Below are 25,254 nucleotides of genomic sequence, written 5' to 3' on the forward strand. Positions count from 1 at the left end.
TTTCTACCGCCTGTTCTGGACGGTTACGCATTACAATTCGGCTGTCAGGCCGCATTCTTGTGAACGATGGTGGTCTTGAGGCCCTGCACGTCCACGATCAGCGCGACATTGCCGTCGCCCAGGATCGTGCCGCCGGCAATGCCGTCCACCCGTTCGAAGTTCTCTTCCAGCGACTTGATCACCACCTGCTGCTGGCCGATGATGTCGTCCACGATCAGCGCCACCTTGGCCGAGCCTTCGGCCTCGCACAGCACCACGAACCGGTTTTCCGGATCCGTCTCGGTGACCATCTCGAAGCGCCTGGCCAGGTCGATGACCTGCACATATTCGCCGCGCACCTGCAGCACCTGCCCGCCCGACGGCACCCGCTCGAAGCTGGCGCGCGAGCACTGAATGGTTTCCACGATCGAGGAGAGCGGCACCACATAGGGCGACTCGCCGACCTTGACCAGCATCACGTCGAGCACCGCCAGCGTCAGCGGCAGGCGCAGCGTCATGCGCGTACCCTTGCCCGTCCAGCTCCGCACATGCACCGAGCCGCCGATCTTCTTGATGTTGCTCAGCACCACATCCATGCCGACACCGCGGCCGGAAATGTCGCTGAGGGCTTCTGCCGTGGAAAAACCGGGGGCGAAGATCAGCTGGTCGATCTGTTCCTCGGTCGGGTTGACGTCCGGCGCCACCACGCCCTTGTCGCGCGCCACCTGCAGCACGCGCTCGCGGTTGATGCCGGCGCCATCGTCCTCGACGATGATCAGGATATTGCCACCAGCCTGCTCGGCCGAAAGCCGGATCGTGCCGGTTTCGCTCTTGCCGCGCGCCAGGCGCTTGTCCGGCGTCTCGATGCCGTGGTCGGCCGAATTGCGGATCATGTGCGTCAGCGGATCGGACAATTGCTCGATCACCGTCTTGTCGATTTCGGTATTCTCGCCGATCGTCTCGAGCTTGATCTTCTTGCCGGTCTTGGTCGCCAGCTCGCGCACCAGGCGCGGCATTCTGGAGAAGACCGACTTCACCGGCTGGGCACGGATCGCCATCACCGAATCCTGCAGCCCGCGCGTCGTCTGCGCCAGCACTTCGAGGCCGCGCACCAGTTCGGTGTAGCGCGCCCGCAGCGTCTCATCCATCTGCTGGGTGAGCATGGACTGGGTAATGACCAGCTCGCCCACCATGTTGACGACGCGGTCCACCTTGTCGAGATCGACGCGGATCGACTGCACGCCATTGCTGCGATTGCCGCCGCTCTCTTCGCCTTCGCTCGGGGCGGTCGGCGTTGCAGCGCGCAGCGGCGTGGCCGCCGGAGCGGCCGGCCGTGCCACGGGGCTTGGCTGGATGGTCTCGGCCAGTTCGGCAAAGCTCAGGCCGGGTGCCTGCTCAAAACTGTCCTGGGCGCTGACGGGCGCGGCTTCCGGCTCCGGCGCAAAGGCCGGCTGTGGCGCAGCAGGTGCCGCCACGTCGAAATCGAGCAGGCTTGCCACTTCGTCATCGGCCAGCGCCAGCAGGTCGGCCGGATCGGGCTCCTGGTTGGCGGCAAGCATGGCCTTGGCACTCGGCTTGGCCGCAGCCGGCTCGGCGGCGGGCGGAATATCGAACCCCACTGCGGCGCCACCCAGCTGGACCACCGCGATATCGCAGTCGCCCTCGACGAATTCGAAGACCTCGCGGATCATCGCCTCGGTGAGGGCGGGAGAGATCAGCGTGATCTCCCACGAGCAATAGACGGCAAACGGCTCGAAATCGGCCAGCGGCGGGATATCTTCCAGCACCGCGCGGACATGCATTTCGCCCAGCGCAGCCAGCTCGCGGAACAGCAGCAGGGGGTCGTTGGCGCGGGCATAGAGCGCCCGGTGCGGCGTGAAGCGCACTTCCCAATGGCCCGGCTCGACCTGCATGGGGGACGCCTCGAAGGCATCGTCCACCGGGGCTTCACCGGCCGCCGCAGCCTGCGGCGCATCCAGGTTCACCATGACCGGCGTGAATTCGATGTCGAACTCCTCGAGCGGATCACCGCCCTCGTCGTCGCCGGGCGCGGCATCGCCGCGCGCCAGGGCGTCGAAACGTTCCTTTTCATCCATGCCGTAATCGGCCGGCAGCGGCTCGCCGGTCTGGGCGGCCTTGACGTGATCAGCCACGATATCGTTGGCGCGGATGCACAGCGCCACCACGTCGTCGCTCATCTCGATGCGGCCATCCCGCACATAGTCGAGCAGCGTCTCATAGGCATGGGCAAAGCCGACCAGCGCCGAGAAGCCGAAGGCACCGGCGCCGCCCTTGATCGAGTGAATGGCGCGGAACACCGCATTGAGCCGGTCCGCATCGCGCTCGCCCGCCTCGATCGCCGCGAACTGCTCCTCGAGCTCGGTCAGCAGCTCGGAACATTCGTCGAAATAGGTGGCTTTGAAGTCGTCGAGATCGCTCATGCGGACACGTCCAACCCTTCTGGGTAAGTCTCTGGTTAGTGCACGACGCGGTGGATGACCGAGATCAGTTTCTCGGGATCGAAGGGCTTGACGATCCAGCCGGTGCCGCCGGCCGCCTTGCCCTGGTCGCGCTTGTCCTGGCTGGTCTCGGTGGTGAGGATCAGGATGGGCAGGCTCTGGTGGTTGCCCGTCGCCCGCACATTCTTGATGAACTCGATGCCGTCCATGACCGGCATGTTGATGTCGGTGATGACCACGTCGACCGTCTCGGTCTTGAGGACATCGAGCCCCTGCTTGCCGTCTTCGGCCTGCAGCACCTCGAACCCGGCATTGGAGAGGGTGTGATGCAGCATGGCGAGGATGGTCCTCGAATCGTCCACCGTCAGAACCCGCAAAGTCGTCATCCTCTGATCATCCCTGAAAACTGGGTGCTGAGACCCAGGCGCTCGATCGCGGTCATAAGGGCCGCGCTTGGCTGCTCAATAGCGAAGTCGAAATGGTTTCTGCGCGCCGCTTCCGCCGCGCTGATGAGCATGAACAGCGCATTGGTCGACACGCGCTCGACTGCACCGGCCGTGACCGTGACCGGCCCCTCCTCGATGGCGTCGATCAGGCCGTCGCGAATGCCGTCCAGCGAGTCAAGATCGATGACCGCTGGCAAAGCGACGGATTTCTTGGCCTGGCTGACCATTGCGAATGCATGCCCCCGGGAGTTCTCTCCAAGCCCCACTTTCCATGGGAACGGTTTAAGAAGCCTAAACGCGGCTCCCTTCGGGGGCGAAATCACACCACTGGCGCGATTCAGCGCACCGATCCTGAGGGCGACGTCTGAAATCGCAGTGTCGCGCGCCCACTGCACTTTCTCTTGCTTGCCAATGGGGAGGGGGGTAACCCAAGCACGCTTCTTCGCGTTGGACCTGCCATGACCACCTCAATAGCCCTGACCGGCCTTGCCCGCGACCTTGCCGCCCGCGCCGCATCAGGCAAGCCCATCCGCGTGGGCGTCATTGGCTCGGGCGAAATGGGCACGGACCTGGTGACCCAGATGTCGCTGATGTCCGGCATCGAAATGGCGGCCATCGCCACCCGCCGGCCGCATACCGCGCTCGACGCCATGACCATCGCCTATGGCGAGGATTCTAGGGGAAAGGTCGCCGACAGCCCGGCCCAGGCCCTGGCAGCCATCGAGGCCGGCAAGATTGCCATCACCTCGGCCGAAACCCTGGTCACCACCCCCAATATCGACGTGGTCATCGATGCCACCGGCAAGCCCGGTGTCGCCGCCGACTACGATCTCACCGCCATGGAGCATGGCAAGCATGTGGTGATGATGAACGTCGAGGCCGACGTCACCATCGGCCCCTATCTCAAGGCCCAGGCCGACCGGCTCGGCGTCGTCTATTCCGTCGGCGCCGGCGACGAACCCAGCTCCTGCATGGAGCTGATCGAATTCGTCTCCGCCCTCGGCCTGCCCATCGTTGCCGCCGGCAAGGGCAAGAACAATCCGCTCAAGCATGATGCCGTGCCCGACGACTATCGCGAGGAAGCCACCCGCCGGAACATGAACCCGCGCATGCTGGTCGAGTTTGTCGATGGCAGTAAGACCATGGTGGAAATGTGCGCGATCGCCAATGCCACCGGGCTCGTCCCCGACGTGCCGGGCATGCACGGCCCCAAGGCCGATCGCGACGACATGGCCAGGGTGCTGATCCCCAAGGCGGATGGCGGCATCCTGAACAAAATGGGCGTCGTCGATTTCACCGTCGGCAAGGGCGTCGCGCCTGGCGTCTTCGTCATCGTCAAGGCGGAGCATCCGCGCATCATCGAGCGCATGGACGATCTCCATATCGGCCATGGCCCCTATTACAGCTTCTTCCGGCCCTACCACCTGACCAGCCTCGAAGTCCCGCTGACCTGCGCCCGCGTCATGCTCTACGGCAAGCCCGACATGGTGCCGCTGCCCCATCCGGTCGCCGAAGTCTGCGCCGTCGCCAAGCGCGATCTCAAGGCTGGAGAGAGCCTCGATGCCATCGGGGAAACCTGCTATCGCAGCTACACCATGACCGTGACCGATAGCCGCGCAGCCGGAGCTGTGCCGGTCGGCCTGCTCGAGGGCGGCCGCACCACCACGGCGATCGCCAAGGGCGAATTGCTCACCCTGGCCAATTGCACGCCCGACACCACGACGCGGCTCTTCGCCCTGCGCCAGGCCCAGGATCGCATGCTGGGCTATTCCTGATCGATTTCCTGGATCAGCGGCAGCGGATAGCGCCCCCGGGGCGGTAGCCGATGCACCACGACCCCCAGCGCGACAAGCAAGGCGCAGGCCACGAACAGCACGCCAAACAGCACCAGTGGCTCCACCGGGCCTGTATAGGCCAGCAGCGGCACCGCTGCTGCGGGTGGATGCGTCACCCGCAGCACCAGCATGATCAGCATGGCCAGGCCCACGCAGAGCGTCGCCAGCCACCACGGCTCAGGCACCACGGACATGGCAAGCACCGCCAATGTCGTGCCGATGAAGTAGCCCGCAAAGATGTTGATGGGCTGGGCATTGGTCGATTGCGGCTGGCCGAAGATCACCAACGCCGTCGGTCCCAGCGGGGCCAATAGCAGTGGCAGGCCCGTCATCGCCGACAGCCAGCCGATCAGCGTGACGCTGGCCGCCGTCGCCGCCGCCGACTTGGCATGCACCCGCCAGTCGCTGCGAGGTTCGTGCCGGGCGATGAAACGGGCGATCAGTGCAAGCATGACCACACGCTACCTGCCTCCGCAGCCCGGCGAAAGCCACCCGAACGCATCCCACGCCTGCGCAGGCCTGGGTGCCACCCCACCATCGCTCACTCATCGGGGCCGTGCCCGCACGGCCAGTGCAGGAAAGATGTTCGGCTGGATCTGACGCGCGCCGTTGCCTAGCGGCGCGCCATCCCACGGATTGCTACCTTGCCCTTGCGCCCCGGCTCGCCGCTGGCGGCCACCGCCCTGGCCACGTCGGCTATCTGGAATTCGGCCTCGATCGGCAGCATCAGCTCACCCTTGGCGGCGCTGGCCACCAGTTCCCCCAGCAGCCGGCCGATCACCTCGCCCGCCAGCCTGGGCTTGGCACCCCAGAAGCCGCGCACCGTCAGCCCCTTGAACAGCAATTGCGCCGGCGTCAGCGTGATCGGCGCCCCGGTCATCGCGCCAAAGCTCACCAGTTCGGCGCCCTGCGCCGCCACCTCGACCACCTGGTCGGCGCCTGTGCCACCCAGCGAATCCACGGCCCGCACGATGGGTGCGCCCCCGGTAATCGCCCGCACCCGATCCTGCCAGCCCGCGCTTTCGGTGGAAACGACATTGCCGATGCCCAGCGCCGCCAGTTCGGCCACGGCGGCGTCGCGTCGCACCAGGCTCACCACGTTGATCCCCTGCTGCGGGCCGAACTGCGCCACCAGCTTGCCCACCGCGCCATTGCCGGCATTCTGCACGATCCAGTCGCCCGGCTGGAGCTGCAGGTCGACCAGCAGCATCTTGGCGCTCAGCGGCATCGACACCAGCTGGCATGCCGTCTCGTCGCTGACGCTGTCAGGCACCGGCACCAGCCGCTGCGCATCGGCCAGGTAATACTCGGCCCAGGTCTCGGCGGCCCCACCCGCCACGCGCTGGCCCACCGCAAGATGGGTGACACCGGCGCCCAACGCCTCGACCACCCCGACCGCCTCCGTGCCCGGCACGGCCGGCAGCGATGGCTTGAAGCCATAATTGCCGGCAATGGTCGCCAGGTCGTGGTTGTGGATCGGCGACAGCACCATGCGCACCAGTGCCTGGCCCGGTCCGGCGACCGGCTTGTCGCGCTCGGCGCTATGGAGCACCTGCTGCGGCGGGCCAAAAGTCTCATAAATTGCACTGCGCATCGCGGCCACTTTCGTCAGAGTCGGAGTTGCCTCTAGATAGACCGACGCCGCACCCAGTCAACCATCCCACCGAGATCGATGCCTTCCCGCCGGGAGGTCATCGCACAGCGGCACGCCTCCAGGCGGCGCTTCCGCACTTCTTCCATACTAGCCAAACCCGCCATGCCCCGCTAAGTCTGCTGCCAACACGGGAGACGGTAATGAGCACCAAGAAAGTCCGCTGGGGGATTCTGTCCACTGCCAATATAGGCATGCAGAAGGTCACGCCCGGGATCATGAAGTCCCCCCATTCCGAGGTCGTCGCCATCGCCTCGCGCCAATTGGGCAAGGCGCAGGTGGCCGCGGCCCAGCTCGGCATCCCCAAGGCCTATGGCTCCTATGAAGAACTCTTCGCCGATCCCGATATCGACGCCATCTACAATCCCCTGCCCAATCACCTCCATGTGCCCATGACCCTGGCCGCCGCCAAGGCCGGCAAGCATGTGCTCTGCGAAAAGCCGATCGCGCTCAGCGCCGCCGACGCCGAGGCCCTGCGTCAGTGCCCGCCCGACCGGATCGTGCTCGAAGCCTTCATGGTCCGCTTCCATCCCCAGTGGCAGCGGGCGCGAGAGATCATTCGCTCGGGCGAACTGGGCGAGGTCCGCGCCATCAATGCGGTCTTCACCTATTTCAACGCCGACCCGGCCAATGTGCGCAACCAGGCCGATATCGGCGGTGGCGGCATCATGGATATCGGCTGCTATCCGATCACGGCGGCCCGCTACCTGTTCGAAGACGAGCCCAAGCGCGTGGTCTCGCTGGTCGAGCGCGATGCCAATTTCGGCACCGATCGCCTCGCCAGCGTCCTTGCCGATTTCGGCGCCGGCCGGCAGCTCAGTTTCATCTGCTCCACCCAGACGACAGGGCACCAGCGCGTCCAGGTGCTGGGCAGCAAGGCCAAGCTCGAAATCATCATCCCCTTCAACGCCCCGGCCGATGAGCGCACGGCCATCACCATCGATACCGGCGCCCCCTTTGACGGCTCGCTGGCCCGCCGCGAAATCCTGCCTTCGGTCGATCAATATACCGAACAGGCCGAGGCCTTCGCCCTGGCTGTGCTCGGCGAAAAGCCGCTGCCCTGGGGCATCGAGGATGCGATCGCCAGCATGAAGGTGATCGATGCCATATTCGAAAGCGAGAAAACGGGGGGATGGGCGACGGTCTAGGCGCGCGCCCGCTCTACCCGATCCGGCCAGGGAAACCGCCTCGCCGCCTCCCGCCCGGTCTGGCTGGGAGCCGCGCGGGGGATCAACGATCCCCCTTGCCCTCGGGCGTGATATTGTCCATATCACCACCGTCGGAACGGGGCTGTAGCTCAGTTGGGAGAGCGCGTCGTTCGCAATGACGAGGTCAGCGGTTCGATCCCGCTCAGCTCCACCATTTCCGACTCTGTGAAATCGGCTTCGCGCTTCTCTCTCACGCAGTGTGCGACCGTGAATGCGCGCGCCGGTCGTCACCGGCCTCTTGATGCACATCAACAACCTGCGCCGCTCGGCAGGCTTTAGTGCTTGCACCAGCCAGGTCTGGACAATGCGGTGCAGGGGGGTCGTCATGCCGTTCCACGATCGCAAGGACGCCGGAGAGCGACTGGCTCGGGCGCTGCAGATGTTCCGGGACGATCGCCCCGTGGTCATCGCCCTGCCCCGGGGCGGCGTGCCGATTGGCGCCGAGGTCGCCCGCGCGCTCGATGCGCCGCTTGAACTGCTGATCGTGCGCAAGATCGGCGTGCCCCGGCGGCCCGAACTGGCAATGGGCGCCGTTGTGGATGGCAGCGAGCCCGTCACCCTCCGCAACGAGGACGTCATTGCCATGGCCCGGGTCTCCGAGTCCGAATTCGCAGCGATACGCGACCGGGAGCTAGCGGAAATCGATCGGCGGCGGCAGCGCTACCTCGGGCAACGACCATTCCCGGTTCTGGCCGATCGCACACTCATCGTCGTCGATGATGGCATTGCCACCGGCGCCACGATCCGCGTCGCCATCCGCGCCCTGCGTATCAAGCATCCACGCCGGATCGTGGTGGCGGTGCCCGTCGCCGCTCCCGATGTGCTGCGCACCCTGCGGGGCGAGGCCGACGACGTCATCTGCCTGGAGACGCATGAGGCATTCGGGGCCATCGGCCTCTACTATGACGACTTCGGGCAGGTTCCCGATGAAGCGGTGCTGCAGGCCCTGGCTTCGGCGCGATCAGCGAAGCGATCCTGATTTGATCCAGGACAAAACCCGCGGCCCCGGAACAGCTATGCTACCGGCATGAGCTGGTCCTCCGGCGAGCGCCGGTACCCTCCGTCCAGCAGCAACAGCGTCTGAAGGGAGCCTGAATTGTTCAAGGATATCGTGGTTCATCTCACCGGATCGGTTGAGGACGAAGTTCGCCTTGCCTATGCCGAGACTGTCGGCGAGCGCTTCGAAGCACATGTGACGGGCCTCTATGTCCATGTGCTTCCCGAGGTCGTCGGCGCCTATTCTGCCGGGATGGTCGGAATGGACGTGTGGTACGAACAATCCAATGCTCGGGCCGCGGAGACCCTGCAGCGGCTTGCCCAGCGTTTCGAGCGCCTGCGTTTACCCAATGATGTACGCCAGCTCGACGTCTTGTCGGGCACCGCCGGACAGGCTCTTGCGGCCGAGGCCCGCACGGCCGACCTGTTCGTCGCCACCCGTCCTTACGGGGACCCGGCAGACGAAGTCCACATGGAAGTATCGGTATTGTTCGGTTCGGGTCGGGCCTGCCTGTTCGTCCCGCCAAAGGGCGTGGCGCCCAAGAATTTCGGGACCATCCTGGTCGCCTGGAATGGCAGCCGCGAAGCGGCCCGGGCCATCGCCGAGGCCATGCCTCTCCTCAAGGCAGCGACCCAGGTCGTCGTCGTCTCGATCGGGGAGGAAAGCGAGGTTGAGTTCGGCGGCGATATCGCCCGCCATCTGAGCCGCCATGGCATCGCGGCCGTGATCGGCACGATCGAGGCGAGCATGGAGGGCCCGGGGGATGCCCTGCTCGGAGAAGCACGCCGGATCGGAGCCGACCTGCTGGTCATGGGTGGCTATGGCCATTCGCGGTTCCGCGAATGGATATTGGGAGGCGCGACCCGCCACGTGCTGTCCAGCGCGGAAATCCCGGTTTTCATGGCCCGCTAATAACCGGGGCTGTCGGGCTTGTACGCCTGATCAGCCCTTCTGGGTTGGCTCGGTCACCGCCATGCGACCGGCGGCGCGGCCGAAGCCCTCGGTGATCACGGCCTTCATGGCCAGGCGCGCCTCGTCGGCATTGCCGGCCTTGATCGCCTCGGCAATGCGGCCATGCGCCCGCACCGTGGCCCGCATGGCGGCCTCGTCCTCGACGGGCGAACTGATGGTGAAGGCGGCCGTCAGCGCCAGTTCGACCAGGGCGCTGATCGAGGCCATGAACGGATTGCCCGACGCTTCCGCCACGGTGCGGTGGAATTGCAGGTCGGTGCGCGCGAACTCCTCGGCGGTCCTGGCTTCCCCCATGCGGCCGGCGCAGGCCAGCAGCGCCTCGGCCTGTTCGTCCGTGCGGCGGGCAGCGGCCAGCGCCGCCGATTCCACTTCAACGCCGATACGGATTTCGGCAAGGCTGCGCAGCAGCTCGACGTCGGGCCCGGTTTCGAAATGCCAGGCCAGCACGTCCGAATCGAACAGGTTCCAGCGCTGCCGCGGCAGCACGCGGGTGCCGATACGGGCCCGCGCCTCGATCATGCCCTTGGCCGCCAGCGTCTTGAGCGCCTCGCGTAGCACGGTGCGCGACACGGAAAAGCGCGCCAGCAATTCGGTATCGGAGGGGAGGATGGAGCCCTCCGGATAGTCGCCCCGCACCATGGCGACGCCCAGTTGCCAGAGCACCTGCGAGTGCAGGTTCCGCATCGGTACGCGACCGGCGATGGAGGCGATGAGATCGCCTGTCGTCCTTTCCGGCGTCTCACGCGTGGCCATGACGGCACCCCCTGCCCTTCGGCGCAGCCAGCCCTGGCCGCATTAGTGTTACTATATGAACTATCCGACGCTGGCCCCCACCGCAACCGGTGCTGGACAGGGCACCCAGCGGCGGCGAGTGTAGCGGCAAAAAGGGAATCACCTGCATGACCACCACCAGCCACCTTGATGCCGTACTCGCCCATGTCGATGCCGGGCTCGACCAGAGCCTCGAGCGGCTCTACGCGCTGCTGCGCATCAAGTCCATTTCGACCGACCCGGCCTATGCCGCCGAGTGCCGGCGCGCCGCCGACTGGATTGCCGCCGAACTCACGGGCCTCGGCTTTGACGCCGCGGCGCGGCCGACACCGGGCCATCCGGTCGTCGTGGCGCATGGCCCCGAGCAGGCCGGCCCGCATGTGCTGTTCTATGCCCACTATGATGTGCAGCCGGTCGATCCTATCGAACTCTGGCATACCGACCCGTTCGAGCCCGTGCTCAAGACCGATGCCAGTGGCCGCCAGATCATCGTGGCCCGCGGCGCATCGGACGACAAGGGCCAGATGCTGACCTTCATCGAAGCCTGCCGCGCCTGGAAGACGGTGACGGGCGCCCTGCCGGTGCGGGTATCGCTGATGCTGGAGGGCGAGGAGGAATCGGGCGGCAAGAACCTGCCACCCTTCATGGAGGCCAATCGCGCCGAACTGGCTGCCGCCGACATCGCGCTGGTCTGCGACACCGACATGTGGGACCGCCAGACCCCGTCCATCACCACCATGCTGCGCGGCCTCGTCGCCGAGGAAATCGAGATCACCTGCGCCGACAAGGACCTCCATTCGGGCATGTTCGGCAATGCGGCGCGCAACCCCAACCAGCTGCTGGCCGAAATCATCGCCAGCCTGCGCGCGCCCGATGGCAGCGTGACCCTCCCGGGCTTTTACGACGACGTGGCCGAAATCAGTCCCGAACTCAAGGCGCAATGGGCCGGCCTCGGCTTCGACCAGGCCAAGTTCCTCGGCGAGGCGGGCCTCTCGGTCCCGGCCGGGGAGCAGGACCGCAGCGTGCTCGAAATGCTGTGGGCGCGGCCGACCTGCGAAATCAACGGCATGATCGGCGGCTATACCGGCGATGGCTTCAAGACCGTCATCCCGGCCAAGGCCAGCGCCAAGATATCCTTCCGGCTGGTCTCCGGCATGCAGCCCGACAAGATTCGCGCCGCCTTCCGCAAGCATGTCCAAGCCATGGTCCCGGCCGATTGCTCAGTGAAATTCCACGCCCATGGCGGCTCGCCCGCCATCACCGTGCCATCAGACGGCGTGCATCTGCGCCGGGCGCTGGATGGCCTGTCCGGCGAATGGGGCAAGCAGGCTGTCATCACCGGCTCGGGCGGCTCTATTCCAGTGGCCGGCGACTTCAAGCGCATTCTCGACCTCGATACGCTGCTGATCGGCTTCGCCCATGTCGATGACCAGATCCACTCGCCCAATGAGAAATACGACCTCGACAGCTATCACCGCGGCATCCGCAGCTGGGTGCGGGTGCTGGCGAGCCTAGCGGGTTAGTCGCCTACAGCTGGCTCCGATTCCCCATTGTCGTCATTGCCCGGCTTGTCCGGGCAATCGATCCGTCAACACGCTTGGATGAATGGATCACCCGGACGAGCCGGGTGATGACGATGGTTGCTGGCGCGGGAACCCGCCCTACAGATACATCACCGCCAGCATCGCGATCACTGCCGGCACGGTCTGGATGAACACGATCTTCCGGCTGGCGGTCGCCGCGCCATAGATGCCGGCCACGGCGACGCAGGCAAGGAAGAACATGGCGATCTGCCAGCCGAATTCCGGCTGCGGATGCAGCACCGACCAGATGAGGCCCGCCGCCAGGAACCCGTTATAGAGACCCTGATTGGCCGCCAGCACCTTGGTCTGCTGGGCGAATTCCGGCGTCGTCCCGAAGGCCTTCTGGCCGCGCGGATCGGTCCACAGGAACATTTCGAGGACCAGTATGTAAAGGTGCAGCAGCGCCACGAGGGCGACAAGGACGACGGCGACGATACTCATTTGGTTTTGGTCTTTCGTGGGGTTTGGGCGCCGGCATCCCACGATGCCTGCCGCGCCTGCTCGGCCTGGTAAGCCGCATCCTGATCGGGCAGCGCCTCGCGCGAGCCGCCCAGCTCGATCAGCCGGTCGATAACAGGCTGCACATCCGGCCCATGTGTCGCACAGGCATCAGCCTTGTCGAGAGCCGCAAAGGCCGGCCCGTAATACTGGCTGTCATAGTCATCGACGCTGAGGCCCAGCTGCTCGCGCGCCAGCATGTCGGCGGAATCGGTCAGCAGTGACCATTCCTCGTCGGTGACCGCGAAGTCGGGACAATTGGAGGAGATGACATTGGCCAGCACCACCTCGCCGAGGAATTTCTCGGCCTCGGCGCCGCTGATGTCCGACAGGTCCGGCAGCTGCACATAGATCTTGCCATCGGCCAGGACGGGAATGGTCAGCACGAGGCTGGTGGCGAGAATGGCGAGCAAGCGCTTCATGTGATGTCTCCGCTGATATGGTGATGCCACGCCGTGGCGGTGGCGGGCAAGCTGGCTGGCGGATAGGTCGCAATTGCGGCGGGCGGATAGAGGCCTATGCCGGCTGCCCACCGATCGACTGCACCGCCTTGGCCCCCGCCGCAATGCCCGTGGCCAGCGCGGCCGTCTCGTCCTCGCCTGCCAGCAGCGCCGCGATGAACCCAGCCGCGAACGCATCTCCCGCCCCGGTGGAATCCACGACGGTCACGACAGGCGCCGGCTGCAGGACCCGGACGCCATCGCTCCCGCCCAGGGCAGCGCCCAGGCGTCCCCGCTTGATCACGACATTGGCAAACCGCCCGCCCAGCGCCCGCATCTGTGCCTCGTAGCCAGCCACGCCGGTCAGGGCCTCGGCTTCGCTCTCATTGGCGAATATCCAGTCGGCACCCTCGGTCCAGCCCAGAAACTGCGCCGGTCCGACCTCGACCAGGAATCCCACCGATGCCGGATCCACCGCCACGGCGATGCCGCGCGCCCTGGCTTCCGCCAGCAGGCCCTGCACCGCCGCTCGCGGCCCGGGGGCGAAAAAGCTGTAGCCCGAGACGACAACCATGCCGATCTCATCGAGCAGGCTCGCGGGCAGGTCATCGGGCGACAGATTGAGATTGGCGCCGCGATCGGTCAGGAAACTGCGTTCCCCATCTGGATCGACAATGGTGACGAGCACCCCCGAGGGTTGCTCCTTGTCGCCCGCCAGCACCGGCACGACGCCCAGCCCGCGGAAATAGTTCTCATACATCGCCTTGTCGGCAGCCCCGACCCGCGCCGCGAACACCACATTGGCGCCCATGGCCCCCAGCCACACCGCCTGGTTGGCGCCCGAGCCGCCGGGGCGGCTGCGCACCGTGGCCCTTCGGTCGCTGCCTTTGACGATGGGACCCTCAGGAACCACGATGACATCGGTCATCACGTCGCCGACGACGAGAACCCTGCTCCTCATGCGCGGCGGACAGCCGGCCTGGGGGTGGCTCGCGCCGCCATGGCCGCGGCAATCTGGGCCGCCACCTTGGCGTTATTTTCGACCAGCGCGATGTTGGACACCAGCGACTTGCCGTCGGTGAGCTCGAAAATGCGCTTGAGCAGGAACGGGGTGAGATCCTTGCGCGACACGCCTTCCTGCTCGGCGCCACGGATGGCTTCGGCGATGCGCGCCTCAATGGCAGCGGGGTCGAGCGCGTCGGCCTCGGGGATGGGATTGGCGACCAGGACGCCGCCCAGTCCCAGATCGGTCTGCATCGTCACCACGCGGGCAATGTCGGCGACGTCGTCGAAGCGGTGATCGACCTTGTGGCCGCTCTGCCGCGCCCAGAAGGCGGGGAACTCGTCGGTGCCATAGCCGATAACAGGCACGCCATTGGTCTCGAGCACTTCGAGCGTCTTGGCGATGTCGAGGATCGACTTGGCCCCGGCGCAGACGACGGCAACCGGCGTGCGACCCAGCTCTTCGAGGTCGGCGGAAATGTCGAAGGTCTCCTCGGCGCCGCGATGCACCCCGCCAATGCCGCCTGTGGCAAAGACATGGATGCCGGCCAGGGCCGCGATCTGCATGGTCGTGGCGACGGTGGTGCCGGCAATGACGCCCTTGACCAGCAAGGCGCTGACATCGCGGCGCGACGCCTTGGCCGCCTTGCCGCCCTCGAGCGCCAGGCGCTCCAGGTCCTCGCCCGAAACGCCGACGCAGAAGCGGCCATCCATGATGGCGATCGTTGCCGGCACCGCGCCATGCTGGCGGATCACGGCCTCGACATTGGTGGCCATTTCGAGGTTCTGCGGATAGGGCATGCCATGGGTGATGATGGTCGATTCCAGCGCCACCACCGGCCTGCCCTCGGCGAGCGCCTTTTTCACCTCGGGGCTGATGGAAAGATAGGCCTTGGCGGTCATGTGATCACTCGCTCGTATGATGTCGGTTTGAGGCCGGTGCGGCCCCGTTGCCGCGGGTTTTGCGCCTTGTTGGCGGATGGCGTCAATACCCGCGAAAACTTCCGTCCCCGACGCTTGTCGCCCCTGCATTTTGGCTCTAGGTTGCCCTCATAAAACTTCAGCGTGGAAAGGGCACTTCGCTGCAGACCATCATTGTTGATCCCGCCCTGCGCGGCGATCGATACGCGCCCGGCACCGGGCCGGGACCTGCCGATTTGCCCTGCGCTTCCGAGCGCTGTTTTCCCGTACCAGCATGTCGGACCGGATCTGACGATCCGGGCACTCAGAGATGAGCGCCCGCAGCTGATTTCCGCGCATCGCGCGGCCGGCACCTGCCGCGCCCTCGGCGCTGCAACACCAAGACTAAACTTTCCGAAGGAGCTCAACCCAGATGAACAAGTCGCTCGTACTTGCCCTCGGCGCACTGATGGTCGCCAGCCCGGCGCTGGCCCAGGAAGAGGCCGTGCTCAATGTCTACAACTGGTCCGACTACATTGCCGAGGACACCATCGCCAATTTCGAGGCGGAGACCGGCATCAAGGTCAATTACGACGTCTATGACAACAACGAGATCGTCGATGCCAAGCTCCTGGCCGGCAATTCCGGCTACGACATCGTGGTGCCATCAGGCAACTTCCTCGAGCGCCAAATCCAGGCCGGCCTGATCCTGCCGCTCGACAAGTCCAAGCTGACCAATCTGGGCAATCTCGACCCGGCCGTGATGGCGACCGCTGCCGGCCAGGACCCCGACAATGCCCATGCCGTGCCCTATATGATCAACACCATCGGCTATGGCTACAATGTCGCCAAGGTCACCGAAATCCTCGGCGCCGAGGCGCCGACCGATAGCTGGGACCTGATCTTCAAGCCCGAATTCGCCGAAAAGCTCGCCTCCTGCGGCATCAGCCTGCTCGACAGCCCCTCCGAAGTGGTCGGCATCGCCCTCAACTATCTGGGCCTCGACGCCAATTCGGAGAGCGAGGAAGACCTGGCCAAGGCCGAGGCACTGCTCAACTCTGTCAAGCCGTTCATCCGCTACTTCCACTCGTCCCAGTATATCGATGACCTGGGCAATGGCGAAACCTGTGTCGCCCTGGGCTATTCGGGCGACATCTTCATCGCTGCCGATGCTGCCGCCGCTGCCGGCCAGGGCGTCGAGATCCAGTATGTGATTCCCAAGGAAGGCGCGGCGACCCTGTTCGACTTCCTCGCCATTCCGGTGGATGCGCCGCATCCCGACAACGCCCACAAGTTCATCAACTATATCCTCGAGCCCGAGGTCGTGGCCGCGATCACCAATTACGTGTTCTACGCCAACCCCAACCTGCCGGCGCTTGAATTCGTCGACGAGGAAGTCAAGTCCAACCCCGGCATCTACGCGCCCGCCGAAACCATCGCCAAGGCCTTCGTCATGGGCGCGCATGACCCGGCCTTCGAAGAAGTCTTGACCCGCACCTGGACCCGCATCAAAACCGGCCAGTAAGTTTTCCAAGGGGCGGCATCAGCCGCCCCTTCAGCCTTTCAGAGTCCGCAATGGCCAAGAAACCGCAGCTCGCCGTCGACACTCGCCCCTGGCGCGATCCCAAGGCGAAGCCATTCGTGCGGATCAGGAACGTCACCAAGAAATTCGGTGATGTCACGGCGGTCAACGACGTCTCGCTCGACATCTACAAGAGCGAACTTTTCTGCCTCCTGGGTGGTTCGGGGTCCGGCAAATCGACACTGCTGCGCATGCTGGCCGGCTTCGAGCAGCCGACCTCGGGCACCATCGAGATCGATGGCCAGGACATGACGCACGTGGAGCCCTATAACCGCCCCGTCAACATGATGTTCCAGTCCTATGCCCTGTTCCCGCATATGAATGTGGAGCAGAACATCGCCTATGGCCTCAAGCGCGACCACATGCCCAAGGCAGAGATTGCCGCCCGCGTCGCCGAGCTGCTGGCGCTGGTGAAGCTCCAGGACTATGGCAAGCGCAAGCCGCACCAGCTCTCGGGCGGCCAACGCCAGCGCGTCGCCCTGGCCCGCGCCCTTGCCAAGCGCCCCAAGCTGCTGCTGCTCGACGAGCCGCTCGGCGCGCTCGACAAGAAGCTGCGCGAGGAGACCCAGTTCGAGCTGGTCAAGATCCAGGAAAGCCTGGGCGTCACCTTCATCGTGGTCACCCACGACCAGGAGGAAGCCATGACGCTGGCCACCCGCATCGGGGTGATGAACCAGGGCGAGATCGCCATGATCGGCGAGCCCACCGACATCTATGAATTCCCCAATTCAAAATTCGTCGCCAATTTCATCGGCTCGGCCAACATGGTCGAAGGCGTGGTGACCGAGGACGAGCCCGACCACGTCCGCATCCGCTCGGCGGAACTGGGCTGCGATATCTATGTCGGCCACGGCGTCGACTGCGCCCCCGACCAGATCCTGTGGTGGGCCATCCGCCCGGAAAAGATGCATGTGAGCCGCGACAAGCCGGAAGGCCAGTTCGGCGCCAATGTCACCAAGGGCATGGTGGAAGACATCGCCTATCTGGGCGACATGAGCCTCTACCAGGTGGCGCTCGACAGCGGCAAACGCGTCCGCGTCAGCCAAACCAATTCCATCCGCGGCAACCCCGACGCCATCACCTGGGACGAGGTGGTCTATGTCTCCTGGGCCGACAATGCCGGATCGGTGCTGACGGTATGATGTACCATTCGCACATGTGCATCGGCTCTTGTGCATCTCTCCCCCTTGAGGGGAGGGACCGACGGTGGGGGTCCGTCGGTGACCAACTGAATCACCCCCACAAGGGGGAGGGGGCGCAGACTTTCGATCCCGAATCTTCTCCGGGGCAAACGCCATGACCACCGCCCACGAACCCACGATTCCGCCACCGCGCCGCCTGCGTCCCTGGAACGCGGTGGAACGGCGCCTGGCCAGGGTCGGCATCACCGGCCGCATGCTGGTGCTGGTCGCGCCGGTGCTGTGGCTGCTGGTATTTTTCCTCGTGCCGCTGCTGGTGGTGTTCGGCATTTCGCTGGCCACCAAGCAGTTCGGCCGCCCGCCCTATTCGGCTCTGCTCTCGACCGAAGAAGGCACGGTGCAGCTGACGCTGCATCTGTCCAACTATATCCGGCTGTTTACCGACAACCTCTATGTCGCGGCCTATCTGAGTTCGATCCGCATCGCGGCCATTGCCACCATCATTACCCTGATCATCGGCTATCCCATGGCCTATGCCATCGCCCGGTCGTCCGACCGCTGGCGCAATATCCTCTTGATGCTGGTGATCCTGCCCTTCTTCACCTCGTTCCTGCTGCGCGTTTATGCGCTGACCGGCTTCATGCGCGGCAATGGCGTGATCAACCAGTTCCTGGCCCTGTTCGGCATCGAACCGCTGGTGATGATGCAGACCGATTTCGCCGTCTATGTCGGCATCGTCTATACCTATCTGCCCTTCATGATCCTGCCGCTCTACACGACTCTGGTGAAGCTCGACGTCTCGCTGTTCGAGGCCTCCGCCGACCTTGGCGCTCGTCCGGCGCGCACCTTCCTCTCGGTGACGCTGCCGCTCTCCATGCCGGGCATCATTGCCGGCTCCATGCTGGTCTTCATCCCCGCCATCGGCGAATTCGTCATCCCCTCGCTGCTGGGCGGCCCCGGTACGCTGATGATCGGCCGCGTGCTGTGGGACGAGTTCTTCACCAATACCAACTGGCCGCGCGCCGCCGCCGTGGCCATGGCCATGCTGGTGGTCGTGGTCGTGCCCATCATGCTGTTGCAACGCGCCCAGAGCGCCGTGGTGGAGAAGTAGCATGCGTCGTGGCTGGTTCCTGCCCATCGCCGCCGCCCTGGGCTTCTCGTTCCTCTACGCGCCCATCATCTCGCTGGTGATCTTCTCGTTCAACGAGAGCAAGCTGGTGACGGTCTGGTCGGGCTTCTCGACCAAGTGGTATGGCGAGCTGTTCAGCGACCCGCAATTGCTCGGCGCCGCCTGGCTGAGCCTGCAGATCGCCGCGCTCAGCGCCTCCATTGCCCTGGTGCTGGGCACGCTGGCGGCGGTCGCCCTGGTGCGCTTCCGCCGCTTCAAGGGCCGGACCCTGTTCTCCGGCATGGTCTCGGCACCGCTGGTCATGCCCGACGTGATCACCGGCCTGGCGCTGCTGCTGCTGTTCGTGGCCATGGAATCGACCCTCGGCTGGCCACGCGGTCGTGGCATGCTGACCATCGTCATTGCCCATGCCACTTTCTGCACCGCCTATGTCTGCGTCGTCGTGCAGTCGCGCCTCAGCGATTTCGACCGCAGCCTCGAGGAAGCCGCCATGGATCTGGGCGCCTCGCCCCTGCGCACCTTCTTCGACATCACCCTGCCCATCATCGCCCCGGCCCTGGTCTCGGGCTGGCTGCTCGGCTTCACCCTGTCGCTCGATGACCTGGTCATCGCCAGCTTCGTTTCGGGCCCCGGCTCGTCCACCCTGCCCATGGTGATCTTCAGTAAGGTCAAGCTGGGCGTCTCACCCGACGTCAACGCGCTGGCCACCATCATCATCGGTATCGTCGCCCTGGGTGTACTGGCCGCGACCATCCTGCAGTTGCGGAGCAGGCCGAAGAAGGCACGGGCCTAGACCCGATCCCAGGCCTCCGCCAGCGGCGCAGGGAGCACGGCGCGAATGGCCGCCGCGTCGGACGGCTCGCTTTCGGTCTTGATCAGCCACAGCATGTCTGCCGCCAGCCCCTCGGGCATGTGGACATGCGGCAACAGCCGCTCTGCGAGTGCCGCCTCGAAAGCCGCGAGGTCGGGCGTCGGCAGCGGGTCGGTCGGTGTCCAGTCCTGATAAAACACCCCGCGCTGCACGGCCGGCAGATGATTGCCGACCGTCGCGATATCGGCCAGCGCGAGCCGCGCGCGCAGTTCGTGCAGGAACCCGCGCAGGCAGGCAAAGGTGATGTTGTGGGTCGCCAGCATGGCGCGCTGCTTGAGCGCATCCTGCCAACGGGCAATGCTCTCATTGGCATATTTGACGTCGCGCGGATTGGTCATGGCGGCTGCATTCGTGAACGGCCCTGTCTGGACTTCGGCAAAAAACATGTCATGCTGATGTCATGTTCAACCAACGTGAAGGAGGTGATCCAATGTCTTATGAGATTACGGCGCTCGAAGAAGGTCTTGGATTTTTGGTGCTGGTTCGGGAGTCACTCGGCTAGCAGCTCCTTCCAGGCCAGAAGCGTCGGGCTCGCCTGACGCAACATTCGAGATTGAGCGCGTTGCGCTCTCAGGCCGAAACTCAGGAAGGGCCGCCCCCAGGGGTGGCCCTTTTTGCTGCGCACTTGACGAAGCCGCCCAAGCCATTGATACCGCTGACCAGATTTCGGAGTCTTGCGATGTCCTCGGCCAATTTCGTCCTCACCCTGTCCTGCGCGGATCGCCCGGGCATTGTCGCCGCCATCACCACCGAGCTGGCGGCCCTGGGCGCCAATATCGCCGAGTCCAACCAGTTCTGGGATCGCGAGACCGACCGCTTCTTCATGCGCCTGGCCTTCACCGCCCCCGAAGGTGTCGGCCGCGAGGCCATCGAGCGGGCGCTCAAATCCCCCATCGAGCGCTTCTCGATGAAGACCTCCCTGTCCGACGAAGCCCGCAGGAAGCGCATTGTCATCATGGTCAGCAAGTTCGACCACACCCTGCTGCACCTGCTCTACCAGATCCGCGTCGGCTGGCTGGACGCCGAGGTGGCGGCGGTCATTTCCAACCATGCCGATACCCGCAGAATTGCCGAGGATGCCGGTATCCCCTTCCACCTGCTGCCGGTGACCCGTGACACCAAGGCCGCCCAGGAAGAACAGGTGCTGGCGCTGGTCAAGCAATCCGGCGCCGACCTAGTGGTCCTGGCCCGCTACATGCAGGTGCTGTCAGACAACCTCTCGACCCGCCTCTTCGGCCAGGTCATCAACATCCACCATTCGTTCCTGCCCAGCTTCAAGGGCGCCAAGCCCTATCACCAGGCCCATGAGCGCGGCGTCAAGATCATCGGCGCCACCGCCCACTACGTGACCCCCGACCTCGACGAAGGCCCGATCATCGAACAGGAAACTGCCCGCGTCACCCATGCCATGAGCCCCGACGATCTGGTCGCCGCAGGCCGGGATATCGAAAGCCGGGTCCTGGCGAGGGCGGTCAAGCTGCACCTCGAAAACCGGGTGATGTTGAATGGCCGCAAGACCGTAGTGTTTGGGTAATCGTCACCGCTCCCCCGAAGGGAGAGGTAAGCCCGCTAAACCGGCAAATCCTCCAGCCGCAGCGAATCGGCCAGTGTGGTGTCATCCAGCACCGCCCGTGTTGCCAGCGTCACCCGCTCGAAGACATGCCGGATTTCGCAGCTCGCCTCGTCCCGGCAGTCCTCGCATTTGCGATAGGCGATCTTGCTCAGGCATGGCAGCGGCGCGATCGGCCCATCGATCAGCCGCAGCACTTCCCCGAACATGATCTCTTCGGGCGCCTTGAGCAGTTCGTAGCCGCCCGAGCGGCCGCGGCGGCTGGCGACGAAGCCGGCCCGCTTGAGTTCGAGCAGGATCTGCTCGAGGAACTTCTTGGGAATGGCCTGCTGTTTGGAGATTTCGCCGATCATCATGGTCTCGCCACGCCCGGCCCGGGCAAGGGAGACCAGCGCGCGCAGGGCATATTTGGCTTTTTGCGAGATCATCGACCCAACTCACTCCCGACGCACCCGCCCGGCACATCATACGCGATCGAGGGCGGACCGGCCGCCCGCCAAAATCTATGCGCCAGCCCGCAAGCCTTTGACAAGAGCCTAGCTTTTCGGCTCGGGCACCACCGGTGGCACCGGCGGTTTCTCGACTGTTTCGGCTTCGCCCTCGGCTGGGGCAATACCGCCCTCATTGGTCTCGGCCTCCGCTTCGGCCGCTGTCTCGGCGTCGGTTTCGACGGTGGTTTCGCCCACCGGTTCGGCTTCGGGCATGTCCGCACCGGCCACGGCTTCCGCCTCGGCCTCGGTTTCGGCAGCAATCTCCGCCTCGGTTTCGCTCAGCGGCTCGGCCGGCGCAATGCCACCCTCATTGGTCTCCGCCGCTGCTTCCGCCTCGGTTTCGGCGGCGATGTCAGCCTCGATTTCGCCGGCTGGCTCGGCGGGCATGGGGGGCACGACCTCGTCGATTTCGGCCGGCGCCTCGCCGACGGCCGGGGTCGCCTCGACCGTTTCCAGCGCTGCGGCAGGCGGCACATCTGCCGGAACCGGGCCAGGCAGTGCGATGACATCCTCGGCCGGCGCAGCCTCCACGGCATCGATGATGACCGGATCGGTGGGCTCGCCCACGGGAGTTGCTTCCGGCTGCACGGGCGCCTCGGCCTCCTCGGCAGCAGCAGCCGTGCCGCTTGCGGCATCGGCCACCGACGCCGCCATCACAGTCGCGCCTGCGGCTGCCTTTTCGAGCAGGTTCTCCACCGCGGGCAGCCTGGGCTCCTCCGGCACCGGCATGGCTGACGAGGACAGGTTGCCACCATCGCCCCGCAGGAAGGTCAGGATGCCCTTGCCGATCTCGCGCTCGCCGCGGATGACAGCCGTGGCCCCCAGGCCGCGCAGCACCGCCTCTTCTTCCTCCGAATAGGCGCGGGCAATGATGGAAATGCCCGGATTGAGCTTGCGCCCGGATTCGCAGACCGAGCCGGCCTCGAAGCCATTGGAAATCGCGATCAGCAGGTTGCGGGCCTGCGGCAGGTTGGCGAGCCTGAGCACATCCTCGCTGGCCGCATTGCCGAACACGACTTCGAACCCTTCGGCGCGCGCCGCCGCCACGTCATGGTCGGAATCCTCGATCACCACGAGCCCGCCGCCATCGGCCTTGATGCCGGCGCCGACAATGCGGCCCACCTGGCCATAACCCACCAGCACGGTGTGGCCGACCTGGCGCGAGGGCTCGGCCGTATCGTCATCGGCGCCGGGCGCCCCGCGATCCACCGCGGCTTCACCGGGCGCGTCGGTGGTGACAGGGCCCTCGGCGGCTGCAGCCCCGTCGGTAGGCTCGACCCGCACGCCATCACGCTCGGCCTTGTCGGCCCTGCGCTGCGCCACCTTGGCCTCGAAACGCGGCTTGAGCAGGTCGAGCACCCAGAACACCACCGGATTGAGCACGATGGATATGAGCGCGCCGGCCAGGATCAGGTCCTGGCCCTCGGGCGGCAGGATGGCGAGCGACACGCCCATGCTGGCCAGGATGAAGGAGAATTCGCCGATCTGCGCCAGCGAGGCGGAAATGGTCAAGGCCGTGGCCACGGGTCGCCGGAACAGCAGCACGATGGCAAAGGCCGCCAGCGACTTGCCGATGACGATGATGAAGACCGTGGCAATTACGGGCAGCGGATCGGTGATGATGATCGAGGGGTCGAACAACATGCCGACCGACACGAAGAACAGCACGGCAAAGGCGTCGCGCAGCGGCAGCGTCTCCTGCGCGGCGCGATGGGACAGTTCGCTTTCGGACAGGATCATGCCGGCGAAGAACGCGCCCAGCGCCAGCGATACGCCGAACAGCACCGACGAGCCCAGCGCCACACCCAGCGCAATGGCCAGCACCGCCAGCCGGAACAGCTCACGCGAGCCGGTATGGGCGGTGCCATGCAGCGCCCAGGGAATGACGCGGCGGCCGACAATGAGCATGAAGCCGACAAAGGCGGCGACCTTGACGATGGTGAGGCCAAGCACGCCCCAGATGCCGACCTCGTCGCCGATGAGGCGCTCGACGAAGGACACGAAGGGATCATGCACCCCCGTATCGGTGCCGTTGAGGCCGGCAATGGCCGGGATCAACACCAGCGCCAGTACCATGGCGAGATCTTCCACGATCAGCCAGCCGACCGCGATGCGGCCGCGCTCGGTTTCGATCAGGCGCTTGTCCTGCAGCGCCTTGAGCAGAACCACCGTGGAGGCGACCGACAAGGCGAGGCCAAACAGCAGGCCGGCGCCGACGCCCCAGCCCAGCAGCAGCGCCAGGCCCAGGCCCAGCAGGGTGGCAAAGCCGATCTGCACGATGGCGCCGGGAATGGCGAGCGCCCGCACGCTCATCAGGTCCTTGAGCGAGAAGTGAAGGCCCACGCCGAACATCAGCAGGATTACGCCCAGCTCGGCCAGTTCGGCGCCCAGCGCCTGGTCGGCGACGAAACCGGGCGTATAGGGCCCGGCGAGGATGCCCGCGAAGAGATAGCCCACCAAGGGCGGCATTTTCAGCCGGTTGGCGATCATGCCGAAAATATAGGCCAGCACCAGACCCGCGACGATCGTTGTGATCAGGGGGGTGTCGTGGTGCATATTGCCTCCGTGGCGTGGTTCGACCTGGTGCTCGCGGGAAATCTCTACGGCCAAGATGGGGTATCGGACGGCGATGCGCAAGCGTTGCCCGCGACCGAAACCTCAGCAATATGACCGACTTGGCGAACTCCGCTTCGCCATTGCCGATGCAGGGGCCTCAAGTTTGGCTTTGTTATGACGCGGACATGTGTGTCTGCCACGATGCATGCTATCCCGATTGGAACCTCCGGTCCGCCGTGATGTTGTCGAGGCTGGACCATGAAAGGGTAAGCAGTGCGCTTTTCCATAGGATGCGAGATCGGCTACGACGTGGCCGAGGCGGCAACGCTGATCTTCAATATCGAGGCGATGCGCGGCGGACGGCAGCGCGTGATCAGCGAGCAGCTGACCATTACCCCCAATATAGCGGCCGACGAAAAGACCTCGGAAGAGAGCGGCAACCGCTACCTGCGGCTGACGGCGCCCAGGGGCCTGGTGCAGCTGCGCTATGCCGCCGAGATCGAGCTGGACCCGCTGCACCAGGCGCCGGCCAGGCTCGACGAGGTGCCAATAGCGACGCTGCCGCTCGATACCCTGCCCTTCCTCAACCCCTCGCGTTATTGCCCGTCCGACCAGCTGGCGCGCTTTGCTAACAGGCAGTTCGGCAATGTCGCGCCCGGCTTCGGCCGCGTGGTGGAAATCTGCAACTGGATCAATGCCGAGGTCGATTACCTCTTCGGCACCAGCGACACCACCACCACGGCGGCCGATACCTTCTCGCTGCGTGCCGGGGTCTGCCGCGACTTCGCCCATCTGGGCATCACCTTCTGCAGGGCCCTCGGCATCCCGGCACGCTTCGTCTCCTGCTATGCCTGGCAGCTCGAGCCGCAGGATTTCCATGCCGTGTTCGAGGCCTATCTGGGCGACCGCTGGTATCTGTTCGACCCCACGCGCATGGCCGCGCTCGACGGCATGGTTCGCATCGGCTGCGGCCGCGACGCCGCCGATACGGCCTTTGCCACCATCTACGGCCAGGTCGTTCCCCAGCCCATCACGGTATGGAGCGAGGCGCTCGATGGCGACAGGAACGAGCAATGGACCACCGACGCGGTGAGCGTGACGCGGGACTAGGCATAATTGGCCGCAGTCAACCTCCCCTCCCCCTTGAGGGGAGGGGTCGGGGTGGGGGGCGCTTG

23 protein-coding genes, 1 tRNA gene and 1 pseudogene are annotated in these 25,254 nt (G+C 65.4%); 12 read left to right on the top strand and 13 right to left on the bottom strand.

Going from position 1 to position 25,254, the window contains the following annotated elements; translation table 11 throughout:
- Positions 1-44: 44 nt before the first annotated feature.
- The 3 genes from IH615_RS17545 to IH615_RS17555 are packed head-to-tail and all read right to left on the bottom strand — an operon-like array spanning position 45 to position 3,111.
- Complete coding sequence (locus IH615_RS17545) at positions 45-2,420, bottom strand: chemotaxis protein CheA (RefSeq protein ID WP_291363878.1); 2,376 nt, start codon at positions 2,418-2,420, stop codon at positions 45-47.
- A gap of 35 nt (positions 2,421-2,455) precedes the next feature.
- Positions 2,456-2,824, bottom strand: coding sequence for a response regulator (locus tag IH615_RS17550; RefSeq protein WP_056233101.1), 369 nt, complete (start codon positions 2,822-2,824; stop codon positions 2,456-2,458).
- Positions 2,821-3,111 (bottom strand): STAS domain-containing protein, encoded by a 291-nt coding sequence (locus IH615_RS17555; RefSeq protein ID WP_291363880.1) that lies wholly within the window; start codon positions 3,109-3,111, stop codon positions 2,821-2,823. The genes IH615_RS17550 and IH615_RS17555 overlap by 4 nt, the downstream gene beginning before the upstream one ends.
- Positions 3,112-3,342: 231 nt before the next feature.
- Here IH615_RS17555 and IH615_RS17560 point away from each other — a divergent pair, with 231 nt between their 5' ends.
- Complete coding sequence (locus IH615_RS17560) at positions 3,343-4,659, top strand: SAF domain-containing protein (RefSeq protein ID WP_291363882.1); 1,317 nt, start codon at positions 3,343-3,345, stop codon at positions 4,657-4,659.
- Here IH615_RS17560 and IH615_RS17565 read toward each other — a convergent pair.
- Positions 4,650-5,171, bottom strand: a complete 522-nt coding sequence (locus tag IH615_RS17565) for an HPP family protein (protein ID WP_291363884.1) — start codon at positions 5,169-5,171, stop codon at positions 4,650-4,652. The two genes, IH615_RS17560 and IH615_RS17565, sit on opposite strands and share 10 nt — an antisense overlap.
- Before the next feature lie 161 nt (positions 5,172-5,332).
- On the bottom strand, positions 5,333-6,313 hold the full coding sequence (locus IH615_RS17570) for a zinc-binding dehydrogenase (RefSeq protein ID WP_291363886.1): 981 nt from the start codon (positions 6,311-6,313) through the stop codon (positions 5,333-5,335).
- Positions 6,314-6,513: 200 nt separating this feature from the next.
- Between IH615_RS17570 and IH615_RS17575 the strand changes: the two genes are divergently transcribed.
- From IH615_RS17575 to IH615_RS17590, 4 genes are all read left to right on the top strand, one after another.
- On the top strand, positions 6,514-7,518 hold the full coding sequence (locus tag IH615_RS17575; protein ID WP_291363888.1) for a Gfo/Idh/MocA family oxidoreductase: 1,005 nt from the start codon (positions 6,514-6,516) through the stop codon (positions 7,516-7,518).
- 138 nt (positions 7,519-7,656) lie between these two features.
- Positions 7,657-7,732, top strand: a tRNA-Ala gene (locus IH615_RS17580).
- A 171-nt stretch (positions 7,733-7,903) separates the two neighbouring features.
- The gene (locus IH615_RS17585; RefSeq protein ID WP_291363890.1) at positions 7,904-8,557 is read left to right on the top strand and encodes a phosphoribosyltransferase family protein; all 654 of its coding nucleotides are present in this window, start codon (positions 7,904-7,906) and stop codon (positions 8,555-8,557) included.
- 117 nt (positions 8,558-8,674) lie between these two features.
- Positions 8,675-9,487 (top strand): universal stress protein, encoded by an 813-nt coding sequence (locus IH615_RS17590; RefSeq protein WP_291363892.1) that lies wholly within the window; start codon positions 8,675-8,677, stop codon positions 9,485-9,487.
- Positions 9,488-9,517: 30 nt separating this feature from the next.
- On the opposite strand, the gene IH615_RS17595 is transcribed toward IH615_RS17590, so the two are convergent.
- Positions 9,518-10,300, bottom strand: coding sequence for a FadR/GntR family transcriptional regulator (locus IH615_RS17595; protein ID WP_291363894.1), 783 nt, complete (start codon positions 10,298-10,300; stop codon positions 9,518-9,520).
- Between the two features lie 146 nt (positions 10,301-10,446).
- On the opposite strand from IH615_RS17595, the gene IH615_RS17600 reads away from it, so the two are divergent.
- Complete coding sequence (locus IH615_RS17600) at positions 10,447-11,841, top strand: M20/M25/M40 family metallo-hydrolase (protein ID WP_291363896.1); 1,395 nt, start codon at positions 10,447-10,449, stop codon at positions 11,839-11,841.
- Positions 11,842-11,979: 138 nt separating this feature from the next.
- Here the strand turns inward: IH615_RS17600 and IH615_RS17605 are convergent, their stop codons facing one another.
- From IH615_RS17605 to IH615_RS17620, 4 genes are all read right to left on the bottom strand, one after another.
- On the bottom strand, positions 11,980-12,342 hold the full coding sequence (locus tag IH615_RS17605; RefSeq protein ID WP_291363898.1) for a DUF1304 domain-containing protein: 363 nt from the start codon (positions 12,340-12,342) through the stop codon (positions 11,980-11,982).
- Positions 12,339-12,821 (bottom strand): hypothetical protein, encoded by a 483-nt coding sequence (locus IH615_RS17610; protein WP_291363900.1) that lies wholly within the window; start codon positions 12,819-12,821, stop codon positions 12,339-12,341. The genes IH615_RS17605 and IH615_RS17610 overlap by 4 nt, the downstream gene beginning before the upstream one ends.
- Before the next feature lie 94 nt (positions 12,822-12,915).
- A complete protein-coding gene (locus tag IH615_RS17615) occupies positions 12,916-13,800 on the bottom strand; it encodes a carbohydrate kinase family protein (protein WP_291363902.1) in 885 nt (294 codons plus the stop codon).
- A complete protein-coding gene (locus IH615_RS17620) occupies positions 13,797-14,744 on the bottom strand; it encodes a pseudouridine-5'-phosphate glycosidase (RefSeq protein WP_291363903.1) in 948 nt (315 codons plus the stop codon). Before IH615_RS17620 ends, IH615_RS17615 begins: the two co-directional genes overlap by 4 nt.
- 430 nt (positions 14,745-15,174) lie before the next feature.
- Between IH615_RS17620 and IH615_RS17625 the strand changes: the two genes are divergently transcribed.
- The 4 genes from IH615_RS17625 (at position 15,175) to IH615_RS17640 (ending at position 19,384) form a co-directional block, all read left to right on the top strand.
- Positions 15,175-16,266: a polyamine ABC transporter substrate-binding protein gene (locus IH615_RS17625; protein WP_291363905.1), complete on the top strand. Its 1,092-nt coding sequence runs from the start codon at positions 15,175-15,177 to the stop codon at positions 16,264-16,266.
- A gap of 50 nt (positions 16,267-16,316) precedes the next feature.
- Entirely contained in the window at positions 16,317-17,465 is a 1,149-nt protein-coding gene (gene potA / locus IH615_RS17630) for a polyamine ABC transporter ATP-binding protein (RefSeq protein ID WP_291363907.1), read from the top strand.
- Positions 17,466-17,619: 154 nt separating this feature from the next.
- On the top strand, positions 17,620-18,573 hold the full coding sequence (locus tag IH615_RS17635) for an ABC transporter permease subunit (RefSeq protein WP_291363909.1): 954 nt from the start codon (positions 17,620-17,622) through the stop codon (positions 18,571-18,573).
- 1 nt (position 18,574) lies between these two features.
- On the top strand, positions 18,575-19,384 hold the full coding sequence (locus tag IH615_RS17640; protein ID WP_291363911.1) for an ABC transporter permease subunit: 810 nt from the start codon (positions 18,575-18,577) through the stop codon (positions 19,382-19,384).
- Here the strand turns inward: IH615_RS17640 and IH615_RS17645 are convergent.
- Positions 19,381-19,800, bottom strand: coding sequence for a DUF2267 domain-containing protein (locus IH615_RS17645; protein ID WP_291363913.1), 420 nt, complete (start codon positions 19,798-19,800; stop codon positions 19,381-19,383). The genes IH615_RS17640 and IH615_RS17645 overlap by 4 nt on opposite strands.
- Positions 19,801-20,141: 341 nt before the next feature.
- Between IH615_RS17645 and purU the strand changes: the two genes are divergently transcribed.
- A complete protein-coding gene (gene purU / locus IH615_RS17650) occupies positions 20,142-20,996 on the top strand; it encodes a formyltetrahydrofolate deformylase (RefSeq protein WP_291363915.1) in 855 nt (284 codons plus the stop codon).
- 35 nt (positions 20,997-21,031) lie between these two features.
- Here the strand turns inward: purU and IH615_RS17655 are convergent, their stop codons facing one another.
- On the bottom strand, positions 21,032-21,460 hold the full coding sequence (locus IH615_RS17655) for an Rrf2 family transcriptional regulator (protein ID WP_291363916.1): 429 nt from the start codon (positions 21,458-21,460) through the stop codon (positions 21,032-21,034).
- A gap of 849 nt (positions 21,461-22,309) precedes the next feature.
- A pseudogene (locus IH615_RS17660) lies at positions 22,310-24,079 on the bottom strand (cation:proton antiporter); the annotation flags it as partial.
- Positions 24,080-24,352: 273 nt separating this feature from the next.
- Between IH615_RS17660 and IH615_RS17665 the strand changes: the two are divergent.
- Positions 24,353-25,189 carry a transglutaminase family protein gene (locus IH615_RS17665; protein ID WP_291363918.1) on the top strand — a complete coding sequence of 279 codons (837 nt, stop codon included), beginning with the start codon at positions 24,353-24,355 and terminating at the stop codon, positions 25,187-25,189.
- Positions 25,190-25,254 lie beyond the last annotated feature (65 nt).

The organism is Devosia sp., assembly GCF_014860165.1.
Lineage (GTDB): Bacteria > Pseudomonadota > Alphaproteobacteria > Rhizobiales > Devosiaceae > Devosia.